The sequence below is a fragment of the Bacterioplanoides pacificum genome (assembly GCF_042648445.1).
Taxonomy (GTDB): domain Bacteria; phylum Pseudomonadota; class Gammaproteobacteria; order Pseudomonadales; family Oceanobacteraceae; genus Bacterioplanoides; species Bacterioplanoides pacificum.
On the sequence record NZ_JBHRYB010000001.1, the window covers coordinates 208,511 to 227,074 of the forward strand.

Annotated in this window: 17 protein-coding genes; 13 read left to right on the forward strand and 4 right to left on the reverse strand. The window is 51.8% G+C overall.

The annotated features are described in order from the left end of the window. Positions 1 to 2 precede the first annotated feature (2 nt). The 8 genes from ACFOMG_RS01045 to ACFOMG_RS01080 all read left to right on the forward strand — a co-directional run bounded on the left by ACFOMG_RS01045 (position 3) and on the right by ACFOMG_RS01080 (position 7,998). Positions 3 to 1,217: a type II secretion system F family protein gene (locus ACFOMG_RS01045; protein WP_376864244.1), complete on the forward strand. Its 1,215-nt coding sequence runs from the start codon at positions 3 to 5 to the stop codon at positions 1,215 to 1,217. Positions 1,218 to 1,462: 245 nt separating this feature from the next. Then, entirely contained in the window at positions 1,463 to 1,957 is a 495-nt protein-coding gene (locus ACFOMG_RS01050; protein WP_376864245.1) for a hypothetical protein, read from the forward strand. Between the two features lie 20 nt (positions 1,958 to 1,977). Next, a complete protein-coding gene (locus tag ACFOMG_RS01055) occupies positions 1,978 to 2,457 on the forward strand; it encodes a type II secretion system protein (protein WP_376864246.1) in 480 nt (159 codons plus the stop codon). A gap of 18 nt (positions 2,458 to 2,475) precedes the next feature. Then, positions 2,476 to 2,949, forward strand: coding sequence for a GspH/FimT family pseudopilin (locus ACFOMG_RS01060; RefSeq protein ID WP_376864247.1), 474 nt, complete (start codon positions 2,476 to 2,478; stop codon positions 2,947 to 2,949). Beyond that, complete coding sequence (locus ACFOMG_RS01065) at positions 2,927 to 3,457, forward strand: type IV pilus modification PilV family protein (protein WP_376864248.1); 531 nt, start codon at positions 2,927 to 2,929, stop codon at positions 3,455 to 3,457. The genes ACFOMG_RS01060 and ACFOMG_RS01065 overlap by 23 nt, the downstream gene beginning before the upstream one ends. Then, a complete protein-coding gene (locus tag ACFOMG_RS01070; RefSeq protein WP_376864249.1) occupies positions 3,457 to 4,275 on the forward strand; it encodes a type II secretion system protein J in 819 nt (272 codons plus the stop codon). The genes ACFOMG_RS01065 and ACFOMG_RS01070 overlap by 1 nt, the downstream gene beginning before the upstream one ends. Next, the gene (locus ACFOMG_RS01075) at positions 4,265 to 4,666 is read left to right on the forward strand and encodes a hypothetical protein (RefSeq protein WP_376864250.1); all 402 of its coding nucleotides are present in this window, start codon (positions 4,265 to 4,267) and stop codon (positions 4,664 to 4,666) included. Before ACFOMG_RS01070 ends, ACFOMG_RS01075 begins: the two co-directional genes overlap by 11 nt. Beyond that, positions 4,663 to 7,998, forward strand: a complete 3,336-nt coding sequence (locus tag ACFOMG_RS01080; RefSeq protein WP_376864251.1) for a DUF6701 domain-containing protein — start codon at positions 4,663 to 4,665, stop codon at positions 7,996 to 7,998. Before ACFOMG_RS01075 ends, ACFOMG_RS01080 begins: the two co-directional genes overlap by 4 nt. A gap of 14 nt (positions 7,999 to 8,012) precedes the next feature. Here ACFOMG_RS01080 and ntrC read toward each other — a convergent pair whose 3' ends face one another. The 3 genes from ntrC to ACFOMG_RS01095 all read right to left on the reverse strand — a co-directional run bounded on the left by ntrC (position 8,013) and on the right by ACFOMG_RS01095 (position 11,319). Beyond that, positions 8,013 to 9,455: a nitrogen regulation protein NR(I) gene (gene ntrC / locus ACFOMG_RS01085; protein ID WP_376864252.1), complete on the reverse strand. Its 1,443-nt coding sequence runs from the start codon at positions 9,453 to 9,455 to the stop codon at positions 8,013 to 8,015. After that, positions 9,452 to 10,534: a nitrogen regulation protein NR(II) gene (gene glnL / locus ACFOMG_RS01090; protein WP_376864253.1), complete on the reverse strand. Its 1,083-nt coding sequence runs from the start codon at positions 10,532 to 10,534 to the stop codon at positions 9,452 to 9,454. Before glnL ends, ntrC begins: the two co-directional genes overlap by 4 nt. Before the next feature lie 230 nt (positions 10,535 to 10,764). After that, positions 10,765 to 11,319 (reverse strand): DUF4124 domain-containing protein, encoded by a 555-nt coding sequence (locus ACFOMG_RS01095; protein ID WP_376864254.1) that lies wholly within the window; start codon positions 11,317 to 11,319, stop codon positions 10,765 to 10,767. 171 nt (positions 11,320 to 11,490) lie between these two features. Here ACFOMG_RS01095 and dtd point away from each other — a divergent pair, with 171 nt between their 5' ends. From dtd to ACFOMG_RS01120, 5 genes are all read left to right on the forward strand, one after another. Next, a complete protein-coding gene (dtd, locus tag ACFOMG_RS01100; protein ID WP_376864255.1) occupies positions 11,491 to 11,925 on the forward strand; it encodes a D-aminoacyl-tRNA deacylase in 435 nt (144 codons plus the stop codon). 3 nt (positions 11,926 to 11,928) lie between these two features. Continuing rightward, positions 11,929 to 12,303, forward strand: a complete 375-nt coding sequence (locus ACFOMG_RS01105) for a SirB2 family protein (protein WP_376864256.1) — start codon at positions 11,929 to 11,931, stop codon at positions 12,301 to 12,303. Between the two features lie 106 nt (positions 12,304 to 12,409). After that, positions 12,410 to 12,763: a hypothetical protein gene (locus ACFOMG_RS01110; RefSeq protein ID WP_376864257.1), complete on the forward strand. Its 354-nt coding sequence runs from the start codon at positions 12,410 to 12,412 to the stop codon at positions 12,761 to 12,763. A gap of 71 nt (positions 12,764 to 12,834) precedes the next feature. Then, positions 12,835 to 14,424: an efflux RND transporter periplasmic adaptor subunit gene (locus tag ACFOMG_RS01115; protein WP_376864258.1), complete on the forward strand. Its 1,590-nt coding sequence runs from the start codon at positions 12,835 to 12,837 to the stop codon at positions 14,422 to 14,424. Next, entirely contained in the window at positions 14,417 to 17,557 is a 3,141-nt protein-coding gene (locus ACFOMG_RS01120; protein ID WP_376864259.1) for an efflux RND transporter permease subunit, read from the forward strand. The genes ACFOMG_RS01115 and ACFOMG_RS01120 overlap by 8 nt, the downstream gene beginning before the upstream one ends. Here ACFOMG_RS01120 and thiL read toward each other — a convergent pair. Continuing rightward, positions 17,544 to 18,491, reverse strand: coding sequence for a thiamine-phosphate kinase (gene thiL / locus ACFOMG_RS01125; protein ID WP_376864260.1), 948 nt, complete (start codon positions 18,489 to 18,491; stop codon positions 17,544 to 17,546). The genes ACFOMG_RS01120 and thiL overlap by 14 nt on opposite strands. Positions 18,492 to 18,564 lie beyond the last annotated feature (73 nt).

The window sequence follows — 18,564 nt, forward strand, 5'->3', positions numbered from 1 at the left end:
CCATGGATTTTTTGTATCGTGGCCGTGACGCCAGTGGCAATAAAGTGGACGGTACGATTTCAGCGATGAACAGTAATGCTGCTCAGATAAGCCTGGAGCAGCGTGGCATCGTGGTGGTTGGCCTGGAACAAACCCAGGTTCAGGCGACGCCGGAAAATAAACAATGGTCCTTATTCCGCCAGCGTATTAATGCCGAAGAAAGAATTCTGCTGACGCGCCAGCTGTATGCCCTGACCAAAGCCGGTATTCCGATATTACGTGCCCTGAACGGATTGATGGAATCCGGCAATAATGCCAGCTTAAAAACAGTATTACGCGGAATTTCAGACTCGTTGGTTGCAGGGTCTGATTTATCCACTGCGTTTCGCCAGTACCCGGAGGTCTTTTCACCGATTTATATCAGCATGATTCACATTGGTGAAACCACCGGTAAGCTGGATGACGCCTTGCTTAAACTAATCGCTCACCTGGAGATGGAACGCGAAACCCGCAAGCGGATAAAAGCGGCGTTGCGTTACCCGCTGATGGTCATCAGTGCCATCAGTGTGGCTATGGTGGTGATCACCTTATTTGTTATTCCCAGTTTTACCAGTGTGTTTAACAAGTTGGGTGCTGATTTACCGGTTGCCACCCAGATCTTGATTGCTGTATCTGATTTTATGCAGCACTGGTGGCATCTGTTGGCTGCCGTGCTGGCAGCAACTTTTTTGGGGTTGCGACAGTATATTAAAACCGATAACGGCGCTTTGTGGTGGGATCGGAAAAAACTGAAAATTCCGTTAATCGGCAGTATTTTTGAGCGCATTGCGTTATCCCGTTTTTCCCGTTCGTTTGCCATGATGATGGCTGCGGGGGTGCCGGTACTGCAATGTTTAGCGGTGGTCAGTGACAGTGTGGGTAATCGCTTTATTGGTCGTGCGGTTAACGGCATGTTATCCGGCGTGGAACGTGGTGACCGGTTAACCAATACCGCTTCCGCCACCGGATTGTTTACGCCACTGGTATTACAGATGCTGGCAGTCGGGGAAGAAACCGGTGCCGTGGATAAGTTGCTGGATGATGTTGCTGATTTTTATGATCAGGAAGTGGACTACGAATTAAAACAACTGGCAGACGCAATTGAACCATTATTACTGGCATTTCTTGGTGCTCTGGTGCTGGTGCTGGCACTGGGGGTATTTTTGCCGATCTGGGAATTGGGTTCTGCGATTCGTTAAGGCGATACAAAGCCCGACCTGAGTCATGAAATGTAGCTATTTGTTTGTGTCAATTCGTAATTTCAGCCCCGGAATCCGGATTTTGATCTAGGGTTAAAGCAACGGAGGTGAGCAATCTGATGTCAGTGGTAAGCGGCGAAACAATACCTTGGCGTCCCTCCGCTAAACTTTGTTGCGCTTCCGTTAATAAGCAGTGTGGTCTGGGGTTATTGCAGACCGTTGTAGCCTTGATGTTGTTGTCGCTGATGTTGGTCTTGGTTTTGTCACGTTTCCAGGCGGTGGTTGAAGATGCCAACGATGCGCGCTTAAAAGCGCTGGCCAGTGGTTTTCGTGCGGCGGTATTTCTCGCCCGTGAAACCTGGTTTGTACGTGGTCTGCAACAAGCGGGGCAACACGCGGGCGGCTCGCCTGGCTCCAGCCGCAGCGTGTGGATGTCTGACAGTGGCTGGCCGCAGCCCGGTGCAACGGCAGCGCCAGAGGTTATCAGCCATCAGGGTTGTGCGTTGTTGTGGCGTCATTTATTACAGAATAATGCGCCGGCGGTGATGGCCGTTGGTGCTGATAACGGGCAACAAATCGAGGCCGGTGCTATAGCTGAAATACAGGCAGAAGCGGTACAGGGTATGTGCCGTTATTACTTAACAGATAAGCTGCTGGGTGGCGGTTTCAGTACACCGGGCAGTCAGCGATTTATTCAATACGATCCGTCCAGTGGGCGGGTAACTTGGCAAGTCCGATAAATAATGGCAGGAGTCGGAAAATGAAAAAACAAGCAGGTTTTACTTTGATTGAACTGATCATGGTAATTGTGATTCTGGGCGTGTTATCTGCGTTTGCATTACCCCGGTTTGCGGATCTGGGTGGTGAGGCCAGAACAGCAGCCATTCAGGGGGCTTTTGGTGCCGTAAAATCATCCGCCAATATTGCCCATGCTCAATGGCTGGCTGATGGTGGTAATGCAACCTCTGTTGTTCTTGAAGGTGAAACGATTGACCTGGTTAACGGTTACCCTCAGGCAATTGATATCACTGCAGCAACCACTACGGGTGGCATTCTGGAAGCGTCTCAGATAACTGCTCAGGACTATACCATTGATGCAACCAACGCAGCCGCAACAGCTGCCGGAGTTATTCGTATTCGTGCCACCGGGGCTACGACTCCGGCTCAGTGTCAGGTTGAATACGATGCTGCAGATGCTAATGCCGCTCCGGTAATTACGATCACGGTCACAGGTTGTTAATAACTGAGCCATCTGCTGATGGATAAAGGTTTTACTCTGGTTGAGCTGGTAATGGTGCTGATTATCCTTGGAATAGTCGCTGCTGTTACCAGCGCCCGCTTTTCTTCTCCGCAAAATTATTCTTCCCGGGTTATTGCTGATCAGCTGTTAGCCAGCGCCCGATTAGCACAACAAACCGCGTTATCGCGCTCCGCCAGCGGCGATGTCACCATGCAACTGGCACGAACGGCTGATAACTGGCGGCTGACTATCCGTGGTGGTACCACGATCGTCAGTGATATTGCTGCAGGTAATGAAAATATCCGTGCCGGCGTTGATTTAGCCGTCAGCTGTAATGCGTTGGCCAGCTTACCGTTATTATTATCTTATGATGGCAATGGTAACCTGCTCTCCGGGCAGAACACCCGGATCTGTATCCAGGATAATAACCGGGTACGGGAGTTGTGTATCAGTCGTGCAGGATATGCTTATGAAGGCCCGTGTGTTTTATAACGTCTGTAACCAAAAGCCGGCCACCCTGAAGCAACAGGGCCTGACGCTGGTGGAACTGGTGATCAGTATTGTGGTCATATCAATTGCGCTGACGGCGTTGTTATCGTCCTTTTCCGGCTCGGTTGGCCGCAGTGCCAATCCGATGTTGCAGAATAAAGCATCTTTATTAGCTCAGGCCTACCTGGATGAAATATTAGCTATGCGGTTTCAGGAAAACTCGCCGTTAGCAGGTGGAGCTGTTGCCGGTTGCAGTGTGAATGGTAGCGAAGCCGGAGAAAGCGGACGTGAGTTATTTGATGATGTTGACGACTATCATGGCCTGAACCAACAAGCTGCTTTTCTTGATGGTACCGTGGCAGAAAACTATAGCGGTTATCAGGTTGCGGTGTCCGTGAGTTGCCAGGATCAGAGTGGTGCCGCCACGACTGCCAGCAAACTGATTGTATTAACTATTAGCGCTCCGGCGGGCCAGGTATTGCGCTTTTCGGCATTGCGTGGCAACTTCTGATGGCTGGCCGGCCGGGCAATACAGTCCTTCAGCAGCGGGGTTTTACCCTGGTCGAAATGGTGATGGTGATTGTCATCAGCGCCATTCTGGCGGTACTTGTCACTTCATTTATTTCGCGCTCAGCCCAGGGCCTGGTTGCTTCGTCACAGCGGCTGGAGCTGGCCAATAATGCCAACCTGATCAGTGAACGGATATCACGGGAAATTCGTTCTGCTTTACCCAATAGTGTGCGTACCTTTGACGATGGCAATAATTCCTGTATCGAATTTGTTCCCATCATTAACAGTTCTGAATATTTAACCTTACCGGTGGCGGCAGCCGCGAATCAGTTTACGGTTGTCGCTTTGCCGGCAGGCGGTAATACCGGGTTTGTGGCGGTGTATCCCAGCAGTGTGGCGCAAGTATATAACATCGGCAGTAACACTGTGACACAGGTACAGGCAAGTGCAGCGCCTGCTGTGGCTAACGTTCAGACCGTCTCCTTTGCCGGTGGCGCGAATGTGCGCTTTGATACACATTCGCCGACACACCGCTTTTATCTGACGGCGCAGCCGGTAGCGTTTTGTGAGGACACTAATGGCCGGGTGTGGCGTTATGTTGACTACGGTTTTCATGCCGACAGTCGTGCATTTTTGCCACCCGCAGTGGCTAACCGGGCTGTTGTTGGTGCTGGCCTGCAGCCTGGCAGCCTGAGTTTTAATTTATTGCCGGCGCAATTGCAGCGTAATGCCGTTGTGCGTATCAGTCTGACGGCACAATCCGCTGGCGGGGAGTCACTGGCCAGTGCGCAGGAGGTACAGTTGCGTAATGTACCTTAAACAAAATCCGGCCGGGCAAAGGAGCCGTGGTTTCAGTTTGCCGGTTGCTGTTTTTATTGTGGTGATTTTATCGCTGGTTGCGTTGGCGGTGAACCGGTTATCTGAAACCGGCGCCCGCTCCTATGTCAAAACCCTGCTATCGACCCGGGCGTTTTATGCTGCAGAAAGTGGTTTGCAGTTAACCTTGCCGGAAGTATTAAATACTGTGTCTTGCAGTTGTGCCGGTGTGGCTGATATCCAGTTTACCGTTGCCGGGTTAAGCGGTTGCCAGGCAGAGATTAATTGTGATGACAGCCTGCTGGTGGCCGGCGAACGCTATTGCCAGATTGAAAGTCGTGGTCGTTGCCAGGGAGATGAAGCGCAACGTACGCTGGAGGTCAGGGTTAAATGAAGTTTGGTCTCTGCTTGCTGATGGTGTGTTTGTTCAGTCTCCGCAGTCATGCGCTGGTACTGTTCAGTGATGATTTTGAACGTAATAATCTTGGCAATAACTGGCAGACCACCAGTAATGCTTATATCGACATTAATAATCTGACGGCTAATTCGCCCAGCCGCAGCCTGGCTTTTTTCAGCGGTGCGGTCATTGTCAGTCATCAACAAAGTTATGACTTATCGACGGTTGGCTCGGGCAGTCTGTCGTTCTGGTGGCGAAGGGGAGCGGATAGCTTCAGTGAAGATCCGGACTCAGGTGAAGATTTGCTGCTGCAATACCTGAATGACAATGGCAGCTGGCGCACTCTGATAACATTGAGCGGCAGCGGTACGCCAGGTGAATCGGATGTTGCAACACTGACATTACCAGCCGATGCCTTACACGATAATTTTCGTTTCCGTTTTTATTATCTGGGTGGATCGAGTACCTGGTGGGCAACCGATTATTGGCATATTGATGATGTCATGCTGGAGTCCTCTGAGCCGTTAAGTTGTTTTAATGACACCTTTCAGCGTGGGCAGCTGGGTGATGACTGGGTGGCCTCCAGTGTGGGCGGTACTTTTACTCCGGATATTGTCAGTAACCGGCGATTGCGCCTGACTCAGGATGTCGGTAATCAGTCGACAGCAACGACGTTGCAGCGTTTGTTTCCCGCCAGTGGCAACCTGATCACCATTGAATTTAATCATTATGCCTGGTCCCCCGATGGTGGAACCGGTGCCGACGGAATTGCCGTGGTCTTTTCTGATGCAACCATCACGCCTCAGGCCGGTAGTTTTGGTGGCTCATTGGGTTATGCACAGCGGGATAATGGTGACGAGGGCTTTGCCGGCGGCTGGCTTGGGGTTGCGATTGATGAATGGGGAAATTTTTCCAATAATAACGAAGGTCGCCAGGGAGGCATTGGTTTACGGCGCGACAGTGTTTCTATACGTGGCTCGGGCAGCGGCGGCAATGGCTATCGTTTTATCACTTCTACCGGGACGTTAAATCCGGAAGTCGATCAGCGTGGCAGTAACTCCCCGGGACCTGGCCATCGTTATCGGTTTGTGATTGATGCCACCAACCCGGGGCAGGTTTTTGTATCCGTTTATCGGAATACCGGCTCCGGTTTTACGCCATTAATTGCGCCGCGGGATGTGGCTGCAGAAACCGGTCAGGCGGTTATTCCGCAGGACTTATTATTATCATTTACCGGTTCTACCGGTGGCTCGCGTAATAATCATGAAATTGATGACCTGCAAGTCTGCGCGCAAACCATTAACCCGATCAATGAAACGATCCATCATTTTGAATGGAGCTTCAGCAGTACCGGCTTAACCTGTTCCCCTCAACAACTGACATTACGTGCCTGTGATAATGCCGACTGTTCTCAGTTATATACAGATCCGGTTTCCGTTAATTTATCCGCTTTGGGGTGGCTGGGTGGCAGTACGGTCAGCTTCAGCGGTGGCAGTACTAACCTGCAATTACGGCAAAATACTCCGGCAACGATTCGTCCTGAAGTGGTCAGTTCGGTTCCTACTAAGCGGGCATTTGAAACCGATGTTTGTATTCGTGATGGTGTTGCCGGTAATAATTGCGATATTCAGTTTTATGATTCGGGTTTTGAATTTTCGGTGCCGAATATGATCGCCAATAAAGCGGCACACAATATTATTGTCAAAGCGGTGCGTAAAGATGATACCACCCAGGCCTGCGTGCCCGGATTTGCCAATGTGACTAAAGCGGTTTCTTTCTGGTCTGATTATGCTTCGCCGCTCAATGGTAGCCGGTTAGTATCCGTCAGCAGTAATGGCAGTGGTTTTAATGACATCGGTCGTTCCCAGACAGATGCGACTGCGGTTAATCTGGCTTTTAATAATGCCGGTGAGGCGACCATTGGTGTCAATTATAACGACGCGGGACTGATACAGCTGAATGCAATTTATCGCGGTAATGCAGCGGAACAGGGATTGATCATGCGTGGCAGCGATATATTTGTCAGTGAACCGGCTGGTTTTTGTGTCACCGCTGCCAGGCTGGTCAGCGGTTCTCCCGGGGGAGGAGCCAGCGGTGCCTGTATTACTGAAAATCAGGCCTGTGATCCTTTTGTTGCTGCCGCGGAGGATTTTGAACTCAGTGTGCAGCCAGTTGCCTGGCAGCAGGATAACGATGCCGACTTTTGTCAGGGAAATATTTCAACCCCTAATTTTGTTGCCGCTGTAAGTCTGGCTTCCAGTCTGGTGCAGCCCAGTGGCGGAATTCCGGGGGAATTAACCCCACAGTCGTATAATCATACGGTTGCTGCAAACGGCATAAACCGCCTGACCGTACAACACAGTGAAGTCGGAGTATTTGATTTTTCCGCGACGGTGGATGATTTATATTTTTCTGAAGTTGTGGAAGCGCAGGGGCAGACACAGACCGCAATTGGTCGTTTTTATCCGCAAGCCTTTCATTTGCAATCGGCGTCGGTAACGCCAGCCTGTGGCGCTTTCAGTTATATGGGCGATAACCGTTTGCAAACCAGTTATCAGGTATTTGCGGTGAACCAGAATGGCAACCGGACGTTTAATTATCGCGATGCTTTTGCGTTTGCGACGCCAACACTGGTGGCGGAAAACAATAATAACGGTATTGATCTGTCAGCGCGGTTAACGGATATCGATACTATTAACTGGATTAACGGCGAACTGCGTCTGACGGATGTGGATCTGACGTTTGCCCGGCCAGCCACCGGAGTTGATGGCCCGTATCAGGATCTGGCGCTTGGTCTGCAGCTGAACGATAACGATGCCAGCCTGGCGGCGGTCGATATGCAGGCCGGCAGCAGTGGTCATTGTGCACCGAACTGTGATGCCCGCCAGCTGGGCAGTACAGATGTCCGGTTTGGCAGCCTGTATCTGGCGAATGTATTTGGCCCGGAAACCATGCCGTTGCAACAACGGCTGGAAGCGCAATATTTTGATGGCACAGAGTTTATTGTAAACGCTGACGATAATGGTTGTTTTACATTAGCAGCCAGCACGCCACCAATCACTGAGCTGAGTTACCAGGGGGAACTGGATAGCGGAGAAACCAATATCAGTGTGTTGCAAACAATCAGTGCCGGGGTTGGCTTTTTGCAGTATTCCGCGCCTGGGGTGGGCAACAGCGGTCAGTTGGATATGTCGTATCAGGTGCCGGCCTGGTTACAGACGGAAAACAGCGCAGATGATGCTTACGACGACGATCCCGCGGCCAGTATTACGTTTGGTCAGTTCCGTGGTCATGACCGAGTTATTTACTGGCGCGAGATTATTCGTTAACGATTTACTGAGAGTTAACTTTCTTCGCTTTCCTCATCGTGTTCATGCTCTGCATGGTTGCCGAAATCCATATTCAGTTCTTTGATTTTCCGTGTCAGGGTATTACGGCCCCAGCCTAACAAATTCGCAGCATCACGACGGCGACCGGCGGTATGCTTCAGCGCAGTTTCAATCATAATACGTTCAAATGCCGGTACCGCTGTATCTAATAAGCCAACCACGCCGGCACTGAGCTGCTGATCAGCCCAGTAACGTAATGCCTGCTCCCAGTTGCCACCACTGACAGAGCTGCCTTCCTGCTCCAGTAATTCCGGTGGTAAATCGCTGATTAATACTTCCCGGCCAGACGCCATGACGGTAATCCAGCGACAGATATTTTCCAGTTGCCGTACATTGCCTGGCCAGTCGAGGGAGGTCAGATATTCTTCCGTTTCCGGCTTCAGAATTTTGCCTTCAACATCCAGCTCATCGGCGGCGCGTTTGAGAAAATGTGCCAGCAATTTCGGGATGTCTTCACGCCGGTCTGCCAGGCGTGGCAGGTGGACACGAATAACGTTTAAGCGGTGAAATAAATCTTCCCGGAAGCGCCCGTCTTTAACCAGATTTTCCAGGTCCTGGTGGGTTGCGGCAATAATACGGACATCGACTTTAACCGGAGTGGTACCACCGACGCGGTAAAATTCACCGTCAGCCAGAACCCGTAATAAACGTGTCTGAGTGTCCGCAGGCATATCGCCGATTTCATCGAGGAATAAGGTGCCGCCATTAGCTTGCTCAAAGCGGCCACGGCGCTGGCCACCTGCGCCGGTAAACGAGCCTTTTTCGTGGCCAAATAATTCCGACTCCATTAAATCTTTCGGAATGGCGGCCATATTCAGCGCAATAAAAGGTTCGGCAGAGCGTGGGCTGTGTTTATGCAGAGCGTGGGCAACCAGTTCTTTACCGGTGCCGGATTCACCGTTAATTAATACCGTGATATTCGATTGGGATAAACGGCCAATAGCGCGGAACACCTCCTGCATTGCTGGTGCTTCACCAATGATTTCCGTGTTGTCCTGTTGTTCGCTGGTTTCCGGTTGCTGGGCATTCAGTTCAGCGAAGTGAGCAACGGCGCGCTGAATTAACGCCACGGCCTCATCGACATCGAAGGGTTTGGGTAAATATTCAAAGGCACCCTGCTGATAGGATGACACCGCGCTGTCGAGGTCGGAATGTGCGGTCATGATAATAACCGGTAACTGCGGATGGGCCTCTTTGGCTTCGCGCAGCAAGGTTAAACCATCCATACCCGGCATGCGGATATCCGAAATAATGGCATCCGGATGTTCACGCTTTAACTGGTTTAATGCCGGTTCGGCCTGTTCAAACACCCGGGTGGTGATATTGGCCTGGGCCAGGGCTTTCTCTAATACCCAGCGAATGGATTTGTCGTCATCAATGATCCAGACAGTGCTCATACGGATTCCAATGGTAAATAAATTGAGAAAGTAGTGTGTGCAGGCTGGCTTTCGAATTCGATAATGCCATTCACCTGATTAATAATGGATTGTGCGATCGACAGCCCGAGGCCGGTTCCTTCGGCGCGGCCACTGACCATCGGATAAAATAAATTTTCCTGAATTGCTTCAGGAATGCCCGGGCCGTTATCACAGATTTCGATCTGAGCAACCAGCCGGTGGCGCTTGTGGCCAATGGTAAACTGGCGCACGGTACGGGTTTTCAGACTCAGGGTGGGCTGCGGAATATCCACCCCGGTTTCCAGCATGGCCTGCATCGCGTTGCGGCAAATATTCAGTAACGCCTGAATCATCTGGCCTTTGTCGGCCTGTAACTCGGGAATAGAGGGGTCGTAATCGCGGTTAATGCAGATGGCATTACCCGATTCAACGCTGATCAGCTGACACACCCGTTCAAGTATTTCGTGAATATTAACGTCTTCGGTTTTCGGAATCTGACGTGGTCCGAGTAAGCGATCAACCAGGTCGCGCAGCCGGTCGGCTTCTTCAATAATGATGCCGGTGTATTCTTTCAGGCCTTCGGAGGGCAGTTCGCGCTCCAGTAATTGAGCCGCGCCACGAATACCACCGAGCGGATTTTTGATTTCATGGGCCAGGCCACGCACCAGATTTCGGGTGGTTTCCTGTTTGGCGATCAGTTGTTCTTCGCGGCTGATACGCATCAGCCGGTCACGGCCCTGCAGCTCAACCAGCAGAGTTGGCTGGCGTGTTTCCGGGTGAGCAACCGGGCTGACGCTGTAGTCCAGCGTGATCTGAGTCTGATTGTGCAACTGGATACTGGCTTCACGTTTGGTAAACGAATGGCCACTGCTGACTGCGTTTTCCAGTGCTTCGGTGGCTTCAGCAGATTCTACCGCCAGTTCCGGAAAGTGAACTCCCAGGCCGCGTTTGCCACTCATTTCCAACAGAGCTTCAGCCGCCGGATTCATATAAATCACAATCAGTTCGTCATCCAGCAATAACACTCCGGTGTTCAGGTGTTCGAGCAGACGTTGATTAATGATAGGGCTGGCCAGCATGATGTTCCTCCGTTGCCATCAGCCGTACAAAACGGCTGATCAATCCTGTTTCAGCAAAAAATAAGCCAATACTGGTGATTGCACAAAAATGGCGCTATTGCAGGCACCAGTCGTTTGAAGGTGCACCTAAATGGTAAAAATAGCCATATATATGCACTACGATAGTGCATATAGGAGGAAGAGTGAATCGTAATGGTGCCGGGTGGGGCGCTTGACTGGCCGGAGTGAGGTTAACGGCGCTTCAGCACCGAATGTCGCTGAATATAAACCGTGACCAGGTTTGAGCTGATTATAACGTCGCCTTTGGCGTTAACCACCTGCAGTTGCAGCTGATGTTCGCCGCGATCGAGGTATTCCAGAGCAAAACTGGTTTGCTGGCCTTGCTTGATACGCTGGCCGTTGTCGATCAGTTCAATGGTATCACCGGGTTGCAGCCCGGGTGATAACACGCCGTTAACGTTCAGGCTACCGGCCGCTCCGGTCGGTAGCTGGGCGCCATCCTGCGGAGACACGATACTCAGACTGGTATAGCTGGTTTTTTTATCGGCGCTGGGGGCGGCGGGCGGGCTGGTTTTGGCCGGCGCAACAAATGCCGGCACAACCGGCAATTGTTTTACTTTGTGGGTTTCTGAGCCACGTGATGGTTTATCACTGAACACCACACTGCCGTCTTTATCACGACTGACGTAGACATCGGTTGCGCTGGCTGTCAGTGATATCGCCACCATAAGCAGCAGGCTGCAGCCGTGGCGTAAAGATAACTGAAATAACCTGTGTGTGTTCATCGGGGATGTCCGCAACCAGTCTGGCAACAAAGAAACTATCAACAACCTTTAGCATGCCAGAAAGCGGCCCGGGTCGGGAAGTACCAGTGCTCAGTTTGAGCAATTATTGATTATTTAATAACGATCAGTATCCTGCCTCACAGTTTTATGCAGTTTAACAGGCGGTAATTCATGATTGGCTTAATTCAGCGTGTCAGCAATGCCAGTGTGAGCGTGGACGGCGAAATAACCGGCCAGATAGATCAGGGCATTTTGTTATTGCTGGGAGTGCAGCAGCACGACGATGAACAAAGTGCCGATAAGCTCCTGCATAAAGTGCTTAATTACCGCATTTTCAGCGACGATAACGGCAAGATGAATCTCAGTTTGCTGGATATTCAGGCTGAACTGCTGGTGGTTTCTCAGTTTACACTGGCGGCCGATACCCGTAAGGGCTTACGCCCGGGGTTTTCTTCCGCCGGATCGCCGCAACAGGCACAACAATTGTACGATTATGTAGTGGCCCGCGCCGGACAGCAGGTAACAACCGCGAGCGGCCGTTTTGCTGCTGATATGCAGGTGTCGTTGTGTAATGATGGCCCGGTTACTTTTTGGTTAGAGGTATAACTCTTGGAATACACAGCTCTGAAACATTCACACGCCGGTCTGGCGTATCTCAGCGGTTTATTATTTTTTATCCGCTTTTTTCTGTTTAAGGTCTCTCCGGGATTGCGCAGCAACAAGCTGCTGAAAATCCTGCCTCATGTGATCGATACTATTCTGTTAGTGTTTGCCGTGATGTTGTGCCTGCAGATTGCTCAGTATCCGCTAACCCATCTGTGGCTCAGTGCCAAGGTTGTCGGCTTGCTGGCTTATATTGGTTTTGGTGTGGTTGCCATTAAACGTGGTAGCTGGCCGGCGTTTATTGCCGCCATGTTGAGCTTTGGTTATATCCTTGGCGCCGCCAAAGCGCATAACGCTTTGTCCTGGCTGGTATTTTTCTGAACCGGCTGAGTTATCTGGCGGCGCTCTGACGATGGCTGGAAGGGTAAAGGAACTTTTATTCCACAGCCGGATCGAACTATAATCGCTGTAAATGGTTCCGGGTGTTATGTTTTCAACTGCGTTGCGCTGCTTACTGATTTTTGCCGTGCTCCTGACGTCTAACAGTCAGGCGCTGATGGCGATGCAGTCGTATCTGGAAAACAGCCATGCCAACGTCACAACTGACATGCCGGCCTGTCATCAGATGGCAGAGCACGATATGAGTGCTGCTGATGCGCCGCTGACGCTCGAATGTGAACGCGACTGTCATTGTTGTGGTGGCAGTTGTTCCGCTTATGCCATGATGCTGGATTTACCACAAGCCAGTGTTGCTCGTCAGTCATGGCTGGTTTTTCCACTCACCTCAGCTCAACCTGACCCCGATAGTTACCCCCTGCAGCGCCCTCCCATATTCGCTTAACACACCGTTAATCCGTCTGCAGTTCGCCCCGCTGGCTGCTGCGTTCCCGATGTATTTGTGTTGAGTTATTTATGAAAAATCTGATGTTAGTCATCCTGGCAGCTGCAATTGGTGCTGCTGCCAGCTGGTGGTGGAATCAGTCCACCACTGTTGCCACCGCCCCGGCGGAAAAAAAACCGCTGTATTGGGTTGCCCCCATGGACCCGAACTTTCGTCGCGATCAGCCCGGTTTATCGCCCATGGGGATGGAACTGGTACCGGTTTACGACGAACCGGATAACAGCACACCGGGCACGGTGAGCATTACGGCAGCGGTCGAGAGCCAGATCGGAGTGACCAGCGCTGCTGCCGAGTTATTACCCTGGCTCGATCAGCAACGGGCGTTTGCAGAGATCAGGATCGATAATGCTCAGCTGCAGCAGTTTCAGATTCGGGCAGCCGGTTGGATCGAAAAAGTCCACGTTTATGCGGTGGGGGAAACGGTGCAGCGTGGTCAGCCATTATTTGATTATTACAGCCCGGCTCTGGTGGTGGCTCAGGAGGAGTTTCTGGTAGCGCTGGCGGATGGTGAAGCAGCCTTTATTCAGTCTGCCCGCGATCGTCTGGCGGCATTCAATCTGCCCCGCTGGTGGATTAAACGGCTGGAAAAAAATAAAAAAATTGAAGAACGTATTCGCTTTGTTGCCGAGCAACCCGGAGTGATAACCCAGTGGCAGCTGACCACCGGACGAGCGGTAAAAGCCGGAGAAAACTTGTTAACCATCGCTGATCTTTCCAGACTGTGGCTGGACGTGCATTTAAATCAGCCGCTTCCACCGGCTGTCAGCCGGCAGTTAACGCTGGAGCCACTGGATGTTGCTGGCAAGTCATTACAGTTGCTGGATAAGCAAGGGTTGTTATTACCGTTACTGGATCAGCGTCGTTCTCAGGTATGGCGTTTTGCACTGGATAACCGCCAGGGTCAGTGGCAGCCCGGGGAGTACCTTAGCGTTAATCTGACGCGTCAGGATCAGCCGGTGTTACAGATTCCTTCTCAGGCGGTTATTAACGACGGAATTCAGAGCCGGGTGGTGCTGGCACTGGGGGATGGGCGTTATAAATCGGTGGCGGTGCAGACGGGGCGAGAAAGTTCGGTCACGCAGAGTGGTTACCGGCAAAAAACCGAAATACTGGCCGGCCTGGCGGTCAATGATCAGGTGGTCACCAGTGCTCAGTTCCTGCTGGATTCTGAATCTTCAGTGAATTCCGATTTATTACGTTTTTATCCATTGCAACAAAACCGCGACGATATTATCTGGCTGCAGGGGCAGCTGAAAAACTCCCCTGAGTCTGATCGTATCGAGCTGAAACACCAGGGGATTGCAACCTGGGGCTGGCCGGCAATGCAGCAAAACGTACACCTGGCGGTTGCCGGACAAGTGTTAACACCGCTGGCTTTAAGCGCTGCAGACTGGAGCCCGGTATATGCCATCAAACTCGCGGCACTGGATGACGGTGATTTTTGTATTGTCGATATCCGTTCGGCCATGCCGGACAATTCTGTGCTGCATCAGGGTATGAATCACGAAGCTATGAATCACGAAGCTATGAATCACGAAGCTATGAATCACGAAGCTATGAATCATGACGCTATGAATCATGAGGGTATGAATCATGATTAATATGCTGATTCATTGGTCGGTGAATAACCGCGTACTGGTATTATTGCTGAGCCTGATGTTGTTGTTAGGCGGTTTATTTGCAGTCAGGCAAACCCCGGTGGATGCCATTCCGGATTTATCGGATGTCCAGGTGATTGTAAAAACCAGTTATCCGGGGCAGGCGCCGGAGGTTGTACAGGAGCAGGTGACTTATCCGCTGACCAGTACACTGATGTCGGTTCCCGGTGCAAAAACCGTACGTGGTTTTTCGTTTTTTGGCGATTCATATGTGTACGTCATTTTTAATGATGATACCGATTTATACTGGGCCCGCAGCCGGGTACTGGAATACCTCAGCCAGATGAGTGGCCAGTTACCGGCCACGGCAAAACCTCAGCTGGGGCCCGATGCAACCGGCGTTGGCTGGGTATACCTGTACGCTCTGGTGGATAAAACCGGGCAACACGACCTGGCCGAATTACGTCGTTTACAGGACTGGTTTTTAAAATTTGAGCTGCAATCGGTTGCCGGGGTTTCCGAAGTGGCTGCTCTGGGAGGCATGGTGCGCCAGTATCAGGTACAGCTGCGTCCGGAAGTCTTGCTGGCACATAACATTCCAATCAATATGGTGGTACAGGCGATTCAGGCGGCTAATCAGCAGCGCGGGGCGGCGGTAATCGAAATGGCCGAAGCCGAATATATGCTGAATGCCACCGGCTTTATCCGCAGTGTTGCTGAACTGGAAAATATTCCGTTATTACAGCCGGGCAAGGCGCCGTTGTTATTACGCGATATCGCCCGGGTGCGCGAAGTGCCGGAAATGCGCCGTGGTATTGCCGAGCTGGATGGTGAAGGTGAAGTCGTCGGCGGCATTATTGTGATGCGTTCCGGTGAAAATGCACAGCAGGTGATTGCAGCGGTAAAACAAAAACTGGCGGACATTACCCCATCGTTACCGGCGGGTGTTGAGCTGGTGCCGGTGTATGACCGCACCGAGCTGATTGATGCTGCAGTCGAAAATCTGTGGCAGAAGCTGGGGGAAGAATTTTTAATTGTCGCTCTGGTATGTGCTGCATTTTTATTTCATTTACGTTCGGCATTAGTGATTGTACTGAGTTTACCGCTGGGCATTCTCGCCGCTTTTATCGTCATGAAATGGCAGGGACTGAATGCCAATATTATGTCGCTGGGGGGAATCGCAATTGCCATTGGTGCCATGGTGGATGGTGCCATTGTGATGATTGAAAATCTGCATAAACACCTCGAAGGTAAGCCGGAGCTGGAACAGGAAAAACGCTGGCAGCTGGTTATTCAGTCGTGTCAGGAAGTCGGACCGGCATTATTTTTCAGTTTGCTGATCATTACCCTGAGTTTTTTACCGGTATTTGTACTGGAAGCTCAGGAGGGGCGGTTATTTGCACCGCTGGCCTTTACCAAAACCTATGCCATGGCGGCCGCTGCGATATTAGCCGTGACTCTGGTGCCGGTGTTATTAGGCTACCTGGTGCGTGGTCATATTCGCCCGGAAGCAGATAATCCGGTTAATCGGCTGCTGGTACGTGGTTATATGCCGTTGTTAAAACAGCTGCTGAAATACCCGAAAACAACCTTGTTGTTTGCGTTTGTGCTGGCACTCAGCGCCGCTTATCCGCTGCAGAAAATCGGCTCTGAATTTATGCCGACACTGGATGAAGGCAGCCTGATGTATATGCCCACCACTTATCCCGCCATCAGCATTGGTGAGGCCCGCCAGATTCTGCAACAAACCGATAAATTAATTAAACAACAACCGGAAGTGGCCCGGGTGTTCGGCAAAATAGGCCGTGCCGAAAGCGCGACAGATCCGGCGCCGCTGACCATGATTGAAACCTTTATTCAGCTGAAGCCTAAAGCTGACTGGCGGCCGGGTATGACGTCGGAAAAAATCCGCGCCGAACTCGATCAGCTGGTGCAGTTTCCCGGCCTCAGTAATGCCTGGGTGATGCCGATTAAAACCCGTATCGATATGTTAGCGACCGGCATTAAAACCCCGGTGGGGATTAAGGTTGCAGGTTCGGATCTGCAACAGATAGAAACCCTGGCCGCGGCGCTTAAAAGCGTGGTTGAGCAGGTGCCGGGAACCACCTCAGTGTATGCCGAACGGGTTGCCAGCGGTCGTTACCTGAATATCGATATCGATCGCTTTAAGGCGGCACAATACGGATTATCGTTGCAGCAGGTACAGCAGCTGCTGGCTTCTGCGGTGGGTGGTGCAGCCATCAGTGAGTCGGTGCAGGGGCTGGAACGTTATGCGATCAGTTTGCGTTTCCCTCAGGGCTATCGGGATTCACCGGAGTCGTTGCGGCAGTTACCGTTATTAGGGGCGAATGGTGAAATTCTGCGGCTGGCGGATATCGCCGACTTATCGATTCAGCCCGGTCCGGCGGCGATAAAAAGTGAAAATGCGCGGATTAATGGCTGGTTATTTATCGATATTAATAACACAGATCTGGGGCTGTACGTGCAGCAGGCTCAGGCAGCGGTGGCGGAAGCGATGGCTGACGGCCGCATTCAGGTGCCGCCCGGTTATTCAGTTAACTGGTCGGGTCAGTATGAATATTTATTACGGGCACAACAAAAACTCAGTTATGTGGTGCCTCTGACCATTGCCATTATCGCCGTGTTGCTGTTTTTAAGTTTTGGCCGGCTGACGGAAGTACTGATGATTTTATTAACCCTGCCACTGGCGCTGGTCGGCGGTTTATGGCTGATGTGGTGGCTGGAATTTAATTTTTCTGTTGCTGTGGGGGTGGGTTTTATTGCGCTGGCCGGTGTCGCGGTAGAAATTGGCGTGATTCTGCTGGTGTACCTTAACCAGTCGTATCAACGTTTGTACGACCGCCGTCAACAGCAACAACAAGCACTCAGCCGGGCGGATATTGCAGAAGCGGTATTGCAGGGAGCGGGCTTACGGCTGCGGCCGATTGCTATGACGGTGGCCACCATTGCCATTGGTTTATTGCCGGTATTATCCGGTAGTGGCACCGGTTCGGAAGTGATGAGCCGTATTGCCGCGCCTATGGTAGGTGGTACGGCAACGGCGTTGCTGCTGACGCTGATTGTGATTCCGGTACTGTATTATTTATGGCGTTGTCGCAGTATTAAAAATGATTAAAGCCGCTTTGCTCGCTCAGCTGCTGCAACAAGGCATCGGTTGCTGACAGCACAACCCCGGGCTCACCGCGACGGCATTCGCCAATGTGGTGCAGCTGCGGGAACACGGCGGTTAACGGCTGCAGCAGTGTGGCTGGGCCACATAATAACAGCTGATAATCGTCGCCACCGGTCAGGCACAGTGCCCGTTGCTGGTCGTCAGCCACGCTCACCCGTTGTGTGTCGATGTGTAGCTGAAGGGCGGAGGAGCGGGCAATATGGCCAGCGTCCTGTAGCAATCCGTCGGACACATCGATACAGGCGCTGGCACGGCCTAATAATGCCTGACCCAGACTTAAGTGCACGGCAGGAAAATAATATTGTTGCGCCAAGCCGCTGTAATCGGCCGGGTTATTCAGTACCTGGGGCAGTGCCAGTGCTGCAGCACCAACCGGACCGGATAAATAAATACCGTCTCCGTCCTCAGCCGCTGCACGTGTTAATGGCGTATTGTCGTGTTTAATCCAGCCCTGTACGGCGACCGAAATAACCCGTTGTTTGCCCCGGGTGGTATCACCGCCGATTAACGCAATATTCAGTTCATGGGCCGCTTTTTTTAAGCCTGAGGAGAACCCGGTTAACCAGGCGCTGTCGGAGTCGGGCAGTGTTAACGCCAGATGAAAACCCTGCGGAGTTGCGCCCATCGCTGCCAGGTCACTGACGGCACAGCGTAATGCCCGCTGAGCGATCAAAGCGGCTGGCGCTGAAGCCGGGAAATGGACATCGGCCACCTGGGTGTCAATACTCTGAACCAGCTGGCTGGCGGCCGGCGGCTGAACCACGGAAGCATCATCACCAATCGCCAGCAGAGTGTCAGCAGAGTGGGGAAAACCGTGACAAAAATAATTGCGGATTAATTCAAATTCGCCGGGGGATGAGGGGGGCGTGTTGCTCATAATGACTCCGGAGATTAATGAACCGGAAAAATCCGGCGCTTGAACACCGCTTTATGATGGCAATGGATCATAA

Excerpts from the sequence above, each read along its gene's own strand:
- ACFOMG_RS01045 (WP_376864244.1), top strand. The coding sequence starts at position 3 with ATGGATTTTTTGTATCGTGGCCGTGACGCCAGTGGCAATAAAGTGGAC.
- ACFOMG_RS01050 (WP_376864245.1), top strand. The coding sequence starts at position 1,463 with ATGTTGGTCTTGGTTTTGTCACGTTTCCAGGCGGTGGTTGAAGATGCC.
- ACFOMG_RS01055 (WP_376864246.1), top strand. The coding sequence starts at position 1,978 with ATGAAAAAACAAGCAGGTTTTACTTTGATTGAACTGATCATGGTAATT.
- ACFOMG_RS01060 (WP_376864247.1), top strand. The coding sequence starts at position 2,476 with ATGGATAAAGGTTTTACTCTGGTTGAGCTGGTAATGGTGCTGATTATC.
- ACFOMG_RS01065 (WP_376864248.1), top strand. The coding sequence starts at position 2,927 with ATGAAGGCCCGTGTGTTTTATAACGTCTGTAACCAAAAGCCGGCCACC.
- ACFOMG_RS01070 (WP_376864249.1), top strand. The coding sequence starts at position 3,457 with ATGGCTGGCCGGCCGGGCAATACAGTCCTTCAGCAGCGGGGTTTTACC.
- ACFOMG_RS01075 (WP_376864250.1), top strand. The coding sequence starts at position 4,265 with ATGTACCTTAAACAAAATCCGGCCGGGCAAAGGAGCCGTGGTTTCAGT.
- ACFOMG_RS01080 (WP_376864251.1), top strand. The coding sequence starts at position 4,663 with ATGAAGTTTGGTCTCTGCTTGCTGATGGTGTGTTTGTTCAGTCTCCGC.
- ntrC (WP_376864252.1), bottom strand. The coding sequence starts at position 9,455 with ATGAGCACTGTCTGGATCATTGATGACGACAAATCCATTCGCTGGGTA.
- glnL (WP_376864253.1), bottom strand. The coding sequence starts at position 10,534 with ATGCTGGCCAGCCCTATCATTAATCAACGTCTGCTCGAACACCTGAAC.
- ACFOMG_RS01095 (WP_376864254.1), bottom strand. The coding sequence starts at position 11,319 with ATGAACACACACAGGTTATTTCAGTTATCTTTACGCCACGGCTGCAGC.
- dtd (WP_376864255.1), top strand. The coding sequence starts at position 11,491 with ATGATTGGCTTAATTCAGCGTGTCAGCAATGCCAGTGTGAGCGTGGAC.
- ACFOMG_RS01110 (WP_376864257.1), top strand. The coding sequence starts at position 12,410 with ATGTTTTCAACTGCGTTGCGCTGCTTACTGATTTTTGCCGTGCTCCTG.
- ACFOMG_RS01115 (WP_376864258.1), top strand. The coding sequence starts at position 12,835 with ATGAAAAATCTGATGTTAGTCATCCTGGCAGCTGCAATTGGTGCTGCT.
- ACFOMG_RS01120 (WP_376864259.1), top strand. The coding sequence starts at position 14,417 with ATGATTAATATGCTGATTCATTGGTCGGTGAATAACCGCGTACTGGTA.
- thiL (WP_376864260.1), bottom strand. The coding sequence starts at position 18,491 with ATGAGCAACACGCCCCCCTCATCCCCCGGCGAATTTGAATTAATCCGC.